This window comes from Streptomyces sp. NPDC048018, assembly GCF_043202995.1.
Lineage (GTDB): Bacteria > Actinomycetota > Actinomycetes > Streptomycetales > Streptomycetaceae > Streptomyces.
Window position 1 is genome coordinate 95,198 of the sequence record NZ_JBIDBK010000011.1, and the last position, 15,587, is coordinate 110,784.

Here is a 15,587-nt window from a genome sequence, read left to right on the forward strand (position 1 = left end):
GCCGGCCCCGGCCTACGCGCCCCGGTTGGTCGCCGTGCCCTTCACCGCGTCGAGCGCGTACACGCAGCGGTCCTTGCTGCACGCGTACACCACCCCGTTGCCGACCACCGGCGAGCCGGTGATCTCGCCGCCGGTCGCGAGCTTCCAGCGCAGCTGCCCGCCGCTCGCGTCCAGGGTGTAGAGGACGTGGTCGGCCGAACCGAAGTGCACCCGCCCGTCGGCGACCACCGGGGAGCCGATCAGCTCCCCGCCCGCCGCGAACCGCCACTTCGGCGTGCCGGTGACCGCGTCCAGGGTGTAGAGCGCGCTGCCGCTCCCGACGTGCACGTTGCCCGCCGCGACCAGCACCGGCTCGGTGGACTGGCGCGGCTCGGTCGCGATCCGCCAGCGGTCCTTGCCGGTGGTCGCGTCCAGTGCGTACACCGTGCCCAGGTGGTCGGCGAGATAGACCCCGCCGCCCGTGACGGCGGGACCCGGCGCGTACGCGGGCGGCGACACGAACACCGCCGGCGCCTCGAAGTGCCAGCGGACGTGCCCGCTCGCCACGTCCACCGACAGCACCCGGGTGCCGGCGGCCACGTACACACAGCCGTCCTCGGCGGGCGCGACCCGCACCGGCACATGGGCGCAGGACGCGGCGTCGCCGATCGGGTACGACCAGCGCTCCACGCCGGTCCGCGCGTCCAGCGCCTGCAGCCGGGCGTCGCGCCACACGTACACGGTGTCCCCGTGCACGGACGGCCCGCCCTCGGGCGTCTCGAAGTCGGTCTGCGCGCCGGTGACCTCCCACAGCTTGGCACCGTTGGAGGCCTCCCAGGCCTGCACGCCGCCGCCGCGGGTGCCGGTGACGACGGTGCCCCGGTCCACCTGGAGGGAGTACACCCAGGCGTCCGTGTGCAGCCGCCAGCGCTCGCCGCCGTCGTGAGCGTCGAGCGCGTAGAGGGTGGGCCCGTCCGAGGCGTGGATGCGGCCGGCGGCCACCGCCATCGACCAGGCCACGTCCCGCGTCTTGAACTGGCGGCGGCCGCTCGCCGTGTCCAGCGCGTGCACCTCGAAGGAGGTCACGTAGAGCAGGTCGCCGTCCACGACCGGGGTGCCCCACACGTCGTTGGACATGCGGAACCGCCAGGGGCGCCAGTGCCCCGGCGCCTCGGGGGCCTGCGCCGGCGAGGTGTGCTGCGCCTCCGGGGCCTGGGCGGGCCCGGGCAGCGGGCGGGAGCCGGGCGGCGGGGCGGGCTCGGTGGCGAACGCGCCACCGCCGGGCGGGCGCACCCAGCCGGTCGCGCCGCCGGCCGCGGCGCCCGCGCCGGCCCCGATGGCCGCACGGGTGTCGGCGACCCGGGGTCCGGGACCGATCGGCACCGCGGCGCCGGCCAGGCGGACCGGACCGGCGGAGTCCGCCTCCGAGCGGCCGGCGTGGCGTCCGCCGCCCCGCGGGTCGGCGCCCCACTCCGCGGGCTCGCGCGGCGGGCGCGGCGGCATCGGCGGGGCGGCCGGGGGCGGCGGGCTGGGCCGGCCGCCGCGCCGGGTCTCGATCATGGCGACGGCGCTCTGCGGCAGCCAGGCGGCGGCCGTACCGCTGTCGTCCTCGCCGGAGCCGAAGAGGTGCGGGGCGAGCATGGCCTGCAGGTCCGCCGGGGTGGGGCGCTGGGCAACGTCCATCTGCATACAGGCGTCGATCAGCGGCCGCAGCTCGTCCGGCAGCCCCTCCAGGTCCGGCCCCTCCCGCAGCAGCATGAAGACCGTCTCGACCGGGTTGGCCCCGTGGTAGGGCGCGTGTCCGGTGGCGGCGAACACCAGCATCGACCCCAGCGAGAAGACGTCGCTGGCGCCGGTGACGCTGCGCGAGTCGCGGGCCTGCTCGGGGGACATGTAGGCCGGGGTGCCGACGGCGACGTTGGTCATGGTCAGGCGCGTGTTGGACACGCCGGACGCGATGCCGAAGTCGATCACCCGGGGGCCGTCCTCGACCACGAGGACGTTGGAGGGCTTGAGGTCGCGGTGCACCAGGCCCGCGCCGTGGATGGACTGCAGGGCCTCGGCGACGCCGGCCGCGAGCCAGCGCACCGCCTGGGCCGGGAGCGGCCCGCACTCGTTCACTATCTCTTCGAGGGAGGGAGCGGGCACGTAGGCGGTCGCGAGCCACGGCACCGCGGCCCGCGGATCGGCGTCGACGACCGCCGCGGTGTAGAAGCCGGAGACCGCCCGTGCGGCCTCCACCTCCCGCGTGAAGCGGACACGGAACAGCTGGTCCTCGGCGAGCTCCGTCCGCACGGTCTTGATCGCCACGCGCCGCCCGGACGCCGAGCGCGCGAGATAGACGAGACCCATTCCGCCCGCACCGAGCCGGCCCAGCACCTCGAAGGGCCCGATCCTTCTCGGGTCGTGCTGCGTCAGCTGCTCCACTTGCCTGCCACCTCCCCGTAGGGCCATGAGATTACGGCCCCGTGGACCCTGATTCTTCCTGTCCGGGGCGGTGGTTGCGAACCCGGGGGCGGATCGGGGTGTCGTCTCCATAGATCACGCTTGTGAGTGATCGTACGTTTGGGTCGGCGCTGCCCCCTTCCCCGGCGCGAGCACCGGAGCGCGGACCCGGCCGGCGCGGGTTCGTCCCGCGCGGGGGCCAGGGTCTGTCTTTCGGATCAGGCCGGATCAGGGAGCGGCGTCCGGTGCGTGCAGCTGCAAGACGGAGGAGGGAGCCATGGCGGAGCCCTGGCGACCGACGACAACGCCGCAGATGCGCGTGCCAGACGCCGCGAGCCCGGCATGATCCGAAAGACAGACCCTAGGGCCCGCGGGCCGGGGCCGACCTGCGGCGGGGGCTCCCTCGCTCGCGGTTCGCGGGCCGCCGGCCCGGGGCGTTCCGCGCCGGCGCGGGCGCCGCCGCACGGGTCCTGCCGACCGGGTCGGAGCGGGCGGGTTCAGCGCCCGCCGGCGGCTTCCGGGGGCTCGGCGAGGACGGCGAACCGGGCGCCCTGGTTGTCGTGGAGGACCGCGATGCGCCCGTGGGGGGTGTCGAAGGGGCCGGTGGTGACCCGTCCGCCGAGGCGGACGGCGGTGGCGCAGGTCTCGTCGCAGTCGCGGACGGCGAAGTAGACGAGGACGTGGCCGGGCATCTCGGCGGGGAAGGCGTCGGTGATCACGGCGCGGCCGCCGAAGGCGGTGTCGTCGCCCGGGCGGGAGCCGGGCGGGGACCAGATCCGGTAGTCGAAGCCGTCCTCACGGCCCTCCTCGCCGGGGTCGACCTGGCGGCCGAGCCAGCCGAAGACGGTGGCGTAGAAGGTGTCGACCGCTTCGGGCCGCCGGGTGTAGACCTCCATCCAGCAGAAGGACCCGGGCCGGTTGGTGACCTCGAAGCCGTCCTGGTCCCCGGACTGGCGCAGTCCGAAGACGGCGCCGCCGGGGTCGGCAGCGAGGGCGATGACGCCGAAGGGGCCGACGGGGTACGGCTCCATGACCATCTGCCCGCCCGCCGCCTTGACGCGCTCGGCGACGGTGCCGGCGTCGCCGGCGGCGAGGTACACGGTCCAGGTGGTGGGCATCCGCCCGTCCCGTTTGGGCAGCAGGCCGGCGACCCGGCGCCCCTGGAGCAGGGCCTCGTCGCGGTCGGGGTCGAAGCTCCAGCCGAAGAGCTCACCGTAGAAGCGCTTGCCCGCCTCGAGGTCGGGAAGCTGCGCGTCCACCCAGCACGGGGTGCCCTGTGCGAATACGCCCATGGCACCAGGATGGGCGTGCCGCCCCGGTCCCGCACCCACATGCGACGCCAGAAAACGAACGCTTGTACCCATTTATCCTACGGAACCCTTGCCCTGCCTGGGTTGTCCACCGAAGTTGTCCACAGGCTGTTAATAAGCTCAACGAGGGGCGCGCGGCGGTCGGAGAAGCGCCGGTGAGGGGGGTGCACCCCATTTGCAGTCGGCCGAATCGCGCGCCGATCACCCCTCGGTAAGCTGACGGCATGACAGGACAAGTACGCACCGTCGACGGCCGCGTGGCCGGACGACGCGGCCAGGCGACGCGGCAGAAGCTGCTGGACTGCCTCGGCGAGATGCTCAGCTCCTCGCCCTACCGGGACGTCAAGGTCATCGACGTGGCCCGGAAGGCGGGTACTTCACCCGCGACGTTCTACCAGTACTTCCCTGACGTCGAGGGTGCCGTCCTCGAGATCGCGGAGGAAATGGCCAAGGAGGGCGCGGGGTTGACGGAGCTCGTCTCCGGTCGCTCCTGGGTCGGCAAGGCCGGCTGGCAGTCCTCCGAGGACCTGGTCGAGGGATTCCTCGACTTCTGGCGCAAGCACGACGCGATCCTGCGGGTGGTGGACCTCGGGGCCGCGGAGGGCGACAAGCGGTTCTACAAGATCCGCATGAAGATCCTGAACTCGGTCACCAACTCCCTGACGGACGCGGTGAAGGAGCTCCAGTCGAAGGGCAAGGTCGACAAGGACGTCAGCCCCGCGGCGATGGCGGGCTCACTGGTGGCGATGCTGGCTGCGGTCGCAGGCCACCAGAAGGGCTTCCAGACCTGGGGCGTGAAGCAGGCCGAACTCAAGCCGAACCTCGCCCTGTTGGTGCACCTGGGGATCACGGGCAAGAAGCCGACGAAGTAGCCCCCGAGAGCATCCGGCTCCCCTTCACCCGTCCTGTCGCACCGGCGGCGGTCCCGTCCGTACCGGGTACGAAGTACCCGAGCTACGGACGCGTGACCGCCGCCGGTTCCGTTCTCCCCCTTCACCCGCCCGGTCGATCTCCGGACCCCCGTCGGCCCCATCGGCCCGTCGGCCGGATCGCCCCGGAATCCGCTTCGGCCCCCGTCACTTCCCGCCGGGACCACCCGGGCCGCCGGCGCCCCCCGCCCCGCCGGGCCCACTCTCGCCGCCCTAAGCGCCCGAGGCACCCGAAGCACCCGGACCGTCCGGCCCACCGGGCCCGTCCGGACCGCCCGGGCCCCGCGTGAGCCGGAAGAGCCGGATCTCCCGGTCGATCCGTGCCTGGTACGTCGCGTACGGCGGCCAGAAGGCGAGCACCGCACGCCAGGCGGCGGCCCGCTCCTCCCCCGCCAGCAGCCGCGCCCGTACGGGGAAGCTCTCGCCGCGCCAGCTGACCCGGGCGTCCGGGTGGGCGAGCAGATTGGCGGTCCAGGCCGGGTGGTCCGGACGTCCGAAGTTGGAGCCGACGAGCAGCCAGGTGCCCTCCGGCTCCGGCATGCAGGCGAGCGGGGTGATCCGCGGCTGCCCGGTCCTGGCACCCCTGGCGGTGAGGATGACGCCCGGGAGCATCCGTGCGCTGAGCATCACCTTCCCGCGGGTGAGCCGGTGCACGGCCCGGTCCATGGCGGGGACGACGTGCGGGGCGATCCTCGCGAAGGCCCGGGTGGACGAGACCTTCTGCATCATGCGCAGTCCGACCGGCACCTAGGCCACCTCCCCGGAAGCGCCCGGAGCGACGCCGGTCGCGGATCCCCCGCCCGCTCCGGCGCCCCCGCCGAACAGGCCCTCGCACTCGGCGGCGCGGGCGCGCAGCCGGTGGGCCGGGCCGAAGAGGAGCTCGTCGGCGGCGGCGCGCTTGAAGTAGAGCTGGGCGTCGTGCTCCCAGGTGATGCCGAGGCCGCCGTGCAGCTGGACGGCCTCGGCGGCCGCGGCGCGCTGCGCCTCCAGCGCCTGCGCGAGGGCGAGCGCCCCGGAGACGCCCTGCTCCTCCCGAGCCGCGCAGACCGTGAGGGAGCGGGCCGACTCGATCTGGACGAGGAGGTCGGCGAGGCGGTGCCCGATCGCCTGGAAGGAGGCGATGGGGCGCCCGAACTGCCGTCGGCTGGTGGTGTGTTCGACGGTCCGGTCGAGTGCGCCGCGCGCGGCGCCGACCGCCTCGGCGGCGAGCATGACGGCCGCGGTGCGCCCGGTCGCGGCGAGCGCGGCGAGCGTGTCGGCCGGCTCCTCGCCCAGCAGCTCGGCCTCGGCGTCACGCAGTTCGACGAGGGCCTGGGGGCGGGTGACGTCCAGGGTCGGCAGGCGGCGGCGGACGAGGCCGGCCGCGTCGGCGCGTACGAGGAAGAGCAGGGTGCGGCTGCGCGGGAAGCCGCCGGTGTGCGCGGCGACCACGAGCAGCCCGGCGCTGTGCCCGTCGAGGACGTGCCCGGCCTCGCCGTACAGCACCCAGCCCGCGCCGCCGGGCCGGGTGGCCTGCACGCCGCCGGAGCGCCCGTCGCCCGCCCAGGGCTCGGCGGCGTTGTCGCCGGTGAGGCCGAGGGCGAGCGGGAGCGAGCCGCCGGGAAGGGCGAGGGCGCAGGTCAGGGTGCCGTCGGCGATCCGTGGCAGGAGTTCGGCGCGCTGCCGCTCGGTGCCGAGGGCGGCGATCAGCGGGGCGGCGAGGACGCTGGTGGCGAGCAGTGGGGAGGGGGCGAGGACGCGGCCGGTCTCCTCGCAGGCGAGGGCGAGTTCGGCGGGGCCGCAGCCGACTCCTCCGTACCGCTCGGGCAGGGCGAGTCCGGGCAGGCCGAGGGTGCCGGCGAGGGCGGCCCAGAGCGCGGTGTCGTACCCCTCGTGGGTGGTGACGGCCGCGCGGATCTCGGCCGGTCCGGCGCGCTTGGCGAGGAGTTCGCGCAGGGTGCGGCGGATCTCCTGCTGTTCTTCGGTGACGGCGGCGGTACGCATGGGTCTCCCCTCCGTATCTGACGGTGCGTCATGCTAGGACCGCGCGGGGCAGATGCACAGCCCGGCGACCCTGTCGGAGCAACAAATCTGATGTACCGTCAGATTCATGCCCACCCTCACCCGGGACCGCCGTCGCGTCGCCGTCGTCGGCATAGCCCACTCCGACTGCGGCCGCGTCGACGAGGCCACCCCCTACGCCCTGCACGCCCAGGCCGCCCGCCGCGCCCTCGCGGACAGCGGCCTCGACCGCTCGGTGATCGACGGCCTGGCCTCCGCGGGCCTCGGCACCCTCGCACCGGTCGAGGTCGCCGAATACCTGGGACTCCGCCCCCGCTGGGTGGACTCCACCGGCGTCGGCGGCGCCACCTGGGAGGTCATGGCGGCGCACGCCGCCGACGCCGTGGCCGCCGGTCACGCCAACGCCGTCCTGCTCGTCTACGGCTCCACCGCGCGCGCCGACATCAAAGCCCGGCGGCGCACCGGCAACCTCTCCTTCGGGTCGCGCGGCCCGCTGCAGTTCGAGGTGCCGTACGGCCACAGCCTGATCGCCAAGTACGCGATGGCCGCCCGCCGGCACATGCACGAGTACGGCACGACCCTGGAGCAGCTCGCCGAGGTCGCCGTCCGGGCGCGGGCCCACGCGGCGCTCAACCCGGAGGCCATGTTCCGGGACCCGATCACGGTCGACGACGTGCTCGGCGGGCCGATGATCGCGGACCCCTTCACCAGGCTGCACTGCTGCATCCGCAGCGACGGCGGCTGCGCGGTGCTGCTCGCGGCCGAGGAGTACGTGCCGGACACGGCGAAGGCGCCGGTCTGGATCCTCGGCACGGGCGAGCACGTCTCGCACACCACGATGTCGGAGTGGGAGGACTTCACCGTCTCCCCGGCGGCGGTGAGCGGGCGGCTCGCCTTCGCGCGGGCGGGAGTGCGCCCCGCCGAGGTCGACGTGGCGGAGATCTACGACGCGTTCACCTATATGACGCTCGTGACGCTGGAGGACCTGGGGTTCTGCGCCAAGGGCGAGGGCGGGGCGTTCTTCGCCGAGAAGGACCGTGTCGCGGTGAACACGGACGGCGGCGGCCTCTCGGCCTGCCATCCGGGCATGCGCGGCCTGTTCCTGCTGGTCGAGGCGGTCCGCCAGCTGCGCGGAGAGGCGCCGGGCCTCCAGGTCCGGCGCCCGGACGGCTCGCTGCCGGAGCTGGCGGTGGCGTCCGGGACGGGGGGCTGGTTCTGCTCCTCGGGGACGGTGGTGCTGGGCCGCGGCTGACCCGGCCCGGACGGGGGATCCAAGAATCTATACAAGCGTCATAGACACGCGTGTAGGACATCCGTATAGTCATCGGTGCGGGGCCGGCCGGCCCCGCACCGAACCGACCGAGGAGTCCCGCCGTGACCACCACCGCCCGCCCCGCCAGGACCGTCCTGATCTCCGGCGCCTCCATCGCCGGCCCCGCGCTCGCCCTCTGGCTGCACCGCTACGGCTTCGCCGCCACCGTCGTCGAGAAGGCCCCGGCGGTGCGCACCGGCGGCTACAAGGTCGACCTGCGCGGCGGCGCCGTCGAGATCTGCGCGCGGATGGGCATCCTCGACGAGGTCCGCGCCCACTCCACCGACATGGCCGGCGGCTCCTACGTCGACTCCGAGGGCCGCACCGTCGGCGAGCTGCCCGCCGCGATCTTCGGCGGACGCGAGGAGCAGGACGAGGAGATCATGCGCGGCGATCTCGCCCGCATCCTCTACGAGCGCACCCGAGAGGACGTCGAGTACGTCTTCGGCGACTCCGTCTCCTCCCTGCACGACGACGGCGAGGGCGTGGACGTGGTCTTCGAGAGCGGCACCCGTCGCCGGTTCGACCTCGTGGTCGGCGCGGACGGCCTGCACTCCGCCACGCGGCGCCTGGTCTTCGGCGACGAGCGGCACCACCGGCGCCACCTCGGCGCGTACATCTCCCTCTTCACCGGCCCCGACCGCCTGGGCCTCGACCGCTGGGAGACCTACCACGCCCGCCCGGACAAGCTGGTCTCCGTCTACAGCACGGCCGGTGAGAGCGCGGCCACCGCCAAGAACTGCCTCGTCTTCGCCGCACCCGCCGAACTCGCCTACGACCACCGGGACATCGCGGCCCAGAAGCGCCTCCTGGCCGAGGCCTTCGCGGGCGACGACTGGGAGATCCCGCGGCTGATCGCCGACGCGGCGGACGCGGACGACTTCTACTTCGACTCGATCTCCACCATCCACCTGGACCGCTGGTCCAGGGGCCGGGTCGTCCTCCTCGGCGACGCCGCGCACTGCACCTCCCCCGCCTCGGGCCAGGGCACCGGCCTCGCCCTCACCGGCGCGTACGTCCTGGCCGGTGAACTCGCCGCGGCCGGCGGCGACCACGTCACGGGCTTCGCCGCGTACGAGGAGGTGATGCGGCCGGGCGTCGAGCTCAACCAGAGCTTCGCGGAGCGGTTCGCCAAGGAGATGACCGTCTCGTCGCGCCGCAAGATCGCCCTGCGCATGTTCATGGTGCGCGTCCTGCCCCGGACGCCCTTCAAGAACCTGATCGCGAAGAAGATCCGCGAGGAGATCCAGCGCGCGGCGAACGCGGTCCCGGTCAAGGAGTACGGCGCACCGCGCCAGGTGGCCTGAACGAGTTCGAAACTCTCTGACAGCCGGTACGGGGCCACTGTTACGATCACGCCTTCGGACGGGAAGCGCCGGAGGGGGCCGCGCGGGAACGCGCGAACGAAGGCCACCCGTCCTCTGCCTGCATCAGGCCCTCGGAGGGGACTTCCTTGAACATCCACGCCCGCAGAGCGTCGCTGGCCGCGGCCACCGCCCTCGGCATCGCGGCCGGACTGACCACCACGGTCGCGGCACCCGCGACCGCCACGACCCCCGCCGCCGGGACGGCCGCCGCCGACGAGGTGGTGATCCCGAACCCGGGGCGCGCGATGCCGCGCGTCGACTCCCTGAGGCAGGCCGGCACGACCGGCTACGCACACGTGGTCGAAGGCACGACCGGAGCGGTCTGGACGGACTACGCGACGGGCACCGACACCCCGATCGGCGATGCACAGGCCGCGGGCCACTCCGGTCTCCACGCGACCATCAGCACCGAGCCCTTCGACCAGCCGCGCACGGTCACCGTCGCCGAAGTCGGCTCGGACGCCAAGAAGAGCATCACGATCCCCGGCGGCCAGGTGTGGTCCAAGACCTACAACGCCGACACCACCCTCGCCTACACCCAGGACACGACCGGGCTGACCTCGCTCACCCTGTACCAGGCGGCCGAGGACGGCACGACCACGACCCGGACCGTCGCCGACATCCCCAGGGCCCTGGGCCCGATCACCGCGATCAAGCAGGACCTGAAGGGCGCGCTCCTCAGGATCCGGCCCGTCGCCGACGGCCCGGTCGCCACCTACCTGCTCGACTACGCGACCGCCACGGTGCGGCCGCTCCCGGCCGCCATCGCGCCCACCGGCTGGTTCGCCCTCGGCGAGCGGCACATCGTGTACTACCCCGGCAACGGCAAGCCGCTGCTCTCGGTCCCCCGCGACAACCCGACGGCCACGCCCGTGGAGACCGTCCTCCCGGCCCCCGTCGGCAAGGAGGGGCCGGGCCTGTACTTCACCGTCACCGGTGACACCGTCGTCTACCAGCGGAACCTGCTCTATCCCGAGAACGGCTACCTCGCCGGCCACGCCCTGCGCGCGATCCCGGTCGGCGGCGGGACGGCCACCGAACTCCTGAAGTCCGCCCAACAGGGCGCCTTCGCCGTCGCGCCCGACGGCGGCGTCCTCGTCGCCGGGGGCACGGACGCCCTCGACTGGGCCCTTCACCGGATCACCGTGGGGGACGACGGCACACCCCGGCTGACGCGTCTGCGCACGATCCCCCCCGTTCCCCGGACGATCTCCCGCATCGCCCTCGGCGCCGGCCGGCTGAGCCACATCAGCCGGCGCGACGACTGGACCGACCTCACCGACGTCGACACCGATCTGACCGGCACCCCCCAGGCGGGAGCGCCGAAGCGGCGGTTCTCCTTCATCGTCGACCCGGTCAACGGCCTCGCCTCGCTCGGCGACGGCGACTCGGCGGTCCTGTGGGGTCCGAGACTCGCCGCCCCCCTCGAAACCAACTCGTACAAGGGTTTCAGCCTTCCCTCCGCCGACACCCTCGTGGACGCGGCGGGCCGCTACGTCGTGGCCAAGGGCGGCGACACCACCTACGTCGGCGACCTCGAGAACTACACCGCCGACCAGCCGTCCGTCCTGCTCACCCTCCCGAACACCCCCGTCGCCGTGTGGGGCAGCAAGGCGTGGAAGCCGGCCGGCACCGCCCCGGCGTCCGATCTGGTCAACTCCTACGACCTGAAGACGAAGGCGACCTCTCCGGCCGTCGACCTCAGGTCGGACTGCCGGCCCACCGACCTGCGGGCCGTGGGGCGCTGGCTGTACTGGGCCTGCGGGACGGCGAAGGCGGGCGTCTACGACCACACGCTGAAGAAGAGCGTGCCGGTCCCGGCCGGTGAGGCGCTGCTCGGCGACGGCTTCGTCGTCCGGCACGAGGGCGACAAGCTGAAGCTCACGAACGCCGCCACCGGGCAGACCTCCGACCTCGCGGACCTCCCGGCCTCGTCCGCCTCGGACCGCGGCACGCGCTGGACCGTGGACAAGTTCGGTCAGAACGTCGCCTACTTCGACAGCGCCGAGAACGTCCACGTCAAGCGCGTCCCGATCACCCCCCAGCCGCTCACCCTGGTCGAGGGCGACCCGCTCTACAACGGTGAGCGAGAGGTCAGCGTGCGCACGTCGCGCGCCGTGGGCGCCTGGACCGCGGAGATCAAGAACGCGGCCGGTCGCACCGTGCGCACCTTCCGGGGCGCCCACGGCACGGCCGCGGGCGTGCGTTTCACGTGGGACGGCAGGGACGACACGGGCCGCGGCGTCGAGGGCGGCCGCTACACCTTCGTCCTGACCGCGCAGCCCGCCGACGGCGTCGGCCCGGCCGTGCGGACCACCGACACGCTCGACGTGTGGGACAACCGCGTCACCAGCCTGCCGGGCACCTTCCGCCCCCTGACCCCCACCCGCCTGATGGACACCCGGACCGGGCTCGGTGTGCCGAAGGCCAAGGTGGGCCCGGGCAAGACGGTCACGCTCAAGGTCACGGGCGCCGGCGGCGTTCCGGCGACCGGCGTCACCGCGGTCGTCCTCAACGTCACCGCGGTCGCGCCGACCGCCCCGGGCTTCGTCACCGCCTACGCCTCCGGCACGAACCGGACCGCCGGTTCGCACCTCAACTTCACCGCCGGCCGGACCGTCTCCAACTCGGCCGTCGTCCCGGTGGTCGACGGCAAGGTGAACTTCTACAACCAGAGCGGCTCGACCGACCTCCTCGCCGACGTGGCCGGCTACTACGAGGAGGGCAAGGGCGGGGCCGTCTACCGGCCCGTCACCCCCAGCCGGCTGATGGACACCCGCAGCGGCCTCGGTGTGCCGAAGGCGAAGGTCGGCGAGCGCGGCACCGTCACGCTCGCCGTGCCGGACGCCTCCGCGAAGGCCGTGGTCCTCAACGTGACCGCGACCAACGCGACCAAGGGCGGCTACGTCTCGGTCCAGCCGTACGGCGCCCCGCGCGCCTCGGTCTCGAACCTGAACTTCACCGCCGGCCGCACCGTCGCGAACCACGTGGTCGTCCCGGTGGTGGAGGGCAAGGTCACGTTCTACAACCACGCGGGAACGGTGGACCTGCTCGCGGACGTCGCCGGGTACTTCACCGACGGCCCCGGCGGCACCTTCACCGCCATGCAGCCCTACCGGGCCCTCGACACCCGCTTCTACGAGCCGGTGCCGCCCGCCAAGGTCGGCGCGGGCCAGACCCGGAACGTGTGGGTCGGCGGCCAGGGAGTGATCCCGGGCGATGTCACCGCCGTGGCCGTGAACGTCACCGTCACCAACCCGACGGCCGCCGGCTACGTCTCGGTGTACCCGTCCGGGGACCGGCGCCCGGCGGTGTCCAGTCTCAACTTCACCGCGGGCCAGACCGTGCCCAACCTGGTGGTCGTCCCGGTCAAGGACGGCCAGATCACCCTCTACAACCACTCCGGCACCGTCGACCTCATCGTCGACGTCGCCGGCTACTACACCGGCTGATCCAGCGGTAGCCGCACCGGTGCGGATGCCGCACCTCCCCCGCAGGGCCTCATGATGGACGCCATGGATGACGAACGGCGTTTTCAGGAGGCCCTGCGGTCCTTGCGGGTCTGGGACACCGAACTCCCCGGGTTCGCGCCGGAGGACGCGCCGGAGGAGCCGGTGGCGCTCTTCCACGCGTGGTTCGCCGACGCGGTGGCGGCGGGGGCCGTGGAGCCGCACACCATGTCGCTCGCCACGGCGGACGCGGACGGACGGCCCGACGTGCGGACGGTGATGCTGCACGGCGCGGACGCGCGCGGCTGGCACTTCGCCTCGCACGCGGGCAGCGCCAAGGGCCGCCAGCTGGCCGCCCGCCCCGAGGCGGCGCTCGGCTTCTACTGGCCGGTGCGGGGACGGCAGGTGCGGGTGCGGGGACCGGTCGTCACCGGCACCCGCGAGGAGGCCTACGCCGACCTCCACGCGCGCACCACCGGGGCCCTCGCCTCCGCGCTCGTGGGGCGTCAGAGCGAACCCCTGGACGACCTCGGCACGCTCGCGCGGGCCGGCGCCGCCGCCTGGGACCGGGCCCGTCGCGAGCCCGCGGCGCACGCCGAGAGCTGGACGGTGTACGTCGTCGAGCCGGCCGAGGTCGAGTTCTTCCAGGGCGACGCGCAGCGCCGGCACGTACGGCTGCGCTACCGCAGGACCGCCGACGGCTCCTGGGCCCGGGAACTGCTCTGGCCGTAGCCCCCGGCGGTGCGACGCGCCCCAGGGGCCCGGCCGCCCCGGCCGGGAGGGCCGGGGCGGACCGACGGGCCCCGCCGAAGGCGTAAGGCCGCGAAGACGGCAGACCGCGAAGGCTGAAGCCCGAAGGCGGCAGGCGCAGACCGAAGACGGCGGCCGGACGGTCCGCGCCCGACTCAGGCCCGTCCGGTCACCCGTACATCTCGTCGATCTCCCGCGCGAAGTCCCGCAGCACCGCCCGCCTCTTGAGCTTGAGGGAGGGCGTGAGGTGGCCGCTCGCCTCGGTCCACTCCGTGGTCAGGACGCGGAAGGCGCGGATCGACTCGGCGCGGGAGACGAGCCGGTTGGCGTCGTCGACGGCGCGCTGGACCACCGCGAGGAGTTCCTCGTCGCGGAGGAGCTCCCACAGCGCGAGGTGGTCCTTGTGCCGCATCCGGCGCCAGTGGAGCAGCCCCTCGTGGTCGAGGGTGACCAGCGCGGTGACGTAGGGACGGTTGTCGCCGAGGACCATGCACTGGGCGACCAGGGGATGGGCGCGCAGCCAGTCCTCCAGGGGCGCCGGGGCGACGTTCTTCCCGGCGGAGGTGACGATCATGTCCTTCTTGCGGCCGGTGATCCGCAGGTGCCCCTCGTCGTCGAGGGCGCCGAGGTCACCGGTGGGGAACCAGCCCTCGTCGGTGTAGGGCAGCGCGAGCCCGCGCTGGGCGTCCCAGTAGCCGGCGAAGACATGGCCGCCCCTGAGCCAGACCTCCCCGTCCGCGGCGATGCGTACGGCGGTGCCGGGCAGCGGCCGGCCGACGGTGCCCGGACGCGGGCCGGTGAGCGGGGTGACCGTGGCGGCGGCGGTGGTCTCCGTGAGGCCGTAGCCCTCGTACACCTCGATGCCGGCGCCCGCGAAGAACTCGGCGAGCCGGGCGCCGAGGGGCGAGCCACCGCAGATGACGTGCCGGACCCGGCCGCCGAGCGCGGCCCGGATGCGTTTGTAGACGAGCGGTTCGTAGAGCGCGCGGGCGGCGCGCAGGCCGAGGGAGGGGCCGCCGGTGTCCGCCGTCTGCTCGTGGCCGTAGCGCTCGGCGACCCGGGCGGCCCGGTCGAAGGAGGCGGCACGGCCCGCGCGTTCGGCGGTGGCGCGGGCGGTGTGGAAGACCTTCTCCAGGACGTAGGGGATGGCGAGCAGGAAGGTGGGCCGGAAGCCCGCGAGGTCGGCGAGGAGTTCGTCGCTCTCGACGGAGGGCGCGTGCCCGACCCGTACCCGGGCGCGGACGCAGCCGATGGCGACCATGCGCCCGAAGACGTGGGAGAGCGGCAGGAAGAGGAGGGTCGACGCGGGTTCCCTGCTCAGCGAGCGGAAGACGGGGTGCAGGAGTGCGACGGCGTTGTCGACCTCGGTGAAGAAGTTGGCGTGGGTGAGGGCGCAGCCCTTGGGGCGGCCGGTGGTGCCCGAGGTGTAGACGAGGGTGGCGAGGGTCTGCGGGGTGAGCAGCCCGCGCCGCGCGGTGACGGCCTCGTCGGCGACCCGCGCGCCGGCTCTGCGCAGGTGCTCCACGGCCCCGGTGTCGATCACCCACAGCTGTCCGAGCGAAGGCAGTCGGCGCCGCTCGGCGGAGACGAGCCGGGCCTGGGCGGCGTCCTCGACGACGCAGGCGGCGGCGCCGGAGTCCTGGAGGATCCAGCGGGTCTGGTAGGCCGAGGAGGTGGGGTAGAGGGGGACGGTGATCAGCCCGGCGGCCCAGGCCGCGAAGTCCAGCAGCGTCCACTCGTAGCGGGTCCGGGACATCAGCGCGAGCCGGTCGCCCGGCCGCAGGCCCTGGGCGATGAGCCCCTTGGCGACGGAGTGCACCTCGGCGGCGAAGGCCGAGGCGGTCACGTCGGCCCAGCCGCCGTCCGGCCGCCTGCGGGAGAACAGCACCACCGCCGGTTCCTCGCGGGCGGTGTCGTACGGCAGGTCGGCGAGCGAACCGCGCCGTACGGGCGGCACGAGCGCGGGTACGGACACCTCGCGGACGGTCCCGTCGACACGGACCAGCGCGGGCGAGGACTCGGAGACGGGCACGTGCGGCTCCTCG

At 73.9% G+C, this 15,587-nt stretch carries 10 protein-coding genes; 5 read left to right on the forward strand and 5 right to left on the reverse strand.

Going from position 1 to position 15,587, the window contains the following annotated elements:
• Window positions 1-12 precede the first annotated feature (12 nt).
• Window positions 13-2,406: a PQQ-binding-like beta-propeller repeat protein gene (locus ACGF1Z_RS31600; protein WP_393009471.1), complete on the reverse strand. Its 2,394-nt coding sequence runs from the start codon at window positions 2,404-2,406 to the stop codon at window positions 13-15.
• A gap of 515 nt (window positions 2,407-2,921) precedes the next feature.
• Window positions 2,922-3,716, reverse strand: coding sequence for a VOC family protein (locus ACGF1Z_RS31605; RefSeq protein ID WP_393009472.1), 795 nt, complete (start codon window positions 3,714-3,716; stop codon window positions 2,922-2,924).
• 242 nt (window positions 3,717-3,958) lie between these two features.
• On the opposite strand from ACGF1Z_RS31605, the gene ACGF1Z_RS31610 reads away from it, so the two are divergent.
• Complete coding sequence (locus tag ACGF1Z_RS31610) at window positions 3,959-4,606, forward strand: TetR family transcriptional regulator (RefSeq protein WP_376636920.1); 648 nt, start codon at window positions 3,959-3,961, stop codon at window positions 4,604-4,606.
• Window positions 4,607-4,876: 270 nt separating this feature from the next.
• On the opposite strand, the gene ACGF1Z_RS31615 is transcribed toward ACGF1Z_RS31610, so the two are convergent.
• Both ACGF1Z_RS31615 and ACGF1Z_RS31620 read right to left on the reverse strand, forming a co-directional pair.
• Complete coding sequence (locus tag ACGF1Z_RS31615) at window positions 4,877-5,392, reverse strand: nitroreductase family deazaflavin-dependent oxidoreductase (RefSeq protein ID WP_393009541.1); 516 nt, start codon at window positions 5,390-5,392, stop codon at window positions 4,877-4,879.
• An 18-nt stretch (window positions 5,393-5,410) separates the two neighbouring features.
• The gene (locus tag ACGF1Z_RS31620) at window positions 5,411-6,646 is read right to left on the reverse strand and encodes an acyl-CoA dehydrogenase family protein (protein ID WP_393009473.1); all 1,236 of its coding nucleotides are present in this window, start codon (window positions 6,644-6,646) and stop codon (window positions 5,411-5,413) included.
• Window positions 6,647-6,752: 106 nt separating this feature from the next.
• On the opposite strand from ACGF1Z_RS31620, the gene ACGF1Z_RS31625 reads away from it, so the two are divergent.
• The 4 genes from ACGF1Z_RS31625 (at window position 6,753) to ACGF1Z_RS31640 (ending at window position 13,524) form a co-directional block, all read left to right on the forward strand.
• Window positions 6,753-7,916 (forward strand): acetyl-CoA acetyltransferase, encoded by a 1,164-nt coding sequence (locus tag ACGF1Z_RS31625; protein WP_393009474.1) that lies wholly within the window; start codon window positions 6,753-6,755, stop codon window positions 7,914-7,916.
• A 122-nt stretch (window positions 7,917-8,038) separates the two neighbouring features.
• Entirely contained in the window at window positions 8,039-9,283 is a 1,245-nt protein-coding gene (locus tag ACGF1Z_RS31630) for an FAD-dependent monooxygenase (RefSeq protein WP_393009475.1), read from the forward strand.
• Between the two features lie 146 nt (window positions 9,284-9,429).
• Window positions 9,430-12,795, forward strand: coding sequence for a FlgD immunoglobulin-like domain containing protein (locus ACGF1Z_RS31635; protein WP_393009476.1), 3,366 nt, complete (start codon window positions 9,430-9,432; stop codon window positions 12,793-12,795).
• Between the two features lie 54 nt (window positions 12,796-12,849).
• Window positions 12,850-13,524: a pyridoxal 5'-phosphate synthase gene (locus tag ACGF1Z_RS31640; protein WP_393009477.1), complete on the forward strand. Its 675-nt coding sequence runs from the start codon at window positions 12,850-12,852 to the stop codon at window positions 13,522-13,524.
• A 187-nt stretch (window positions 13,525-13,711) separates the two neighbouring features.
• Here ACGF1Z_RS31640 and ACGF1Z_RS31645 read toward each other — a convergent pair whose 3' ends face one another.
• Entirely contained in the window at window positions 13,712-15,574 is a 1,863-nt protein-coding gene (locus tag ACGF1Z_RS31645) for an AMP-dependent synthetase/ligase (protein ID WP_393009478.1), read from the reverse strand.
• Window positions 15,575-15,587: the final 13 nt, after the last annotated feature.

Coding starts and splice junctions, on each gene's coding strand:
- ACGF1Z_RS31615 (WP_393009541.1), bottom strand. CDS start 5,392: ATGATGCAGAAGGTCTCGTCCACCCGGGCCTTCGCGAGGATCGCCCCG.
- ACGF1Z_RS31605 (WP_393009472.1), bottom strand. CDS start 3,716: ATGGGCGTATTCGCACAGGGCACCCCGTGCTGGGTGGACGCGCAGCTT.
- ACGF1Z_RS31610 (WP_376636920.1), top strand. CDS start 3,959: ATGACAGGACAAGTACGCACCGTCGACGGCCGCGTGGCCGGACGACGC.
- ACGF1Z_RS31640 (WP_393009477.1), top strand. CDS start 12,850: ATGGACGCCATGGATGACGAACGGCGTTTTCAGGAGGCCCTGCGGTCC.
- ACGF1Z_RS31625 (WP_393009474.1), top strand. CDS start 6,753: ATGCCCACCCTCACCCGGGACCGCCGTCGCGTCGCCGTCGTCGGCATA.
- ACGF1Z_RS31620 (WP_393009473.1), bottom strand. CDS start 6,646: ATGCGTACCGCCGCCGTCACCGAAGAACAGCAGGAGATCCGCCGCACC.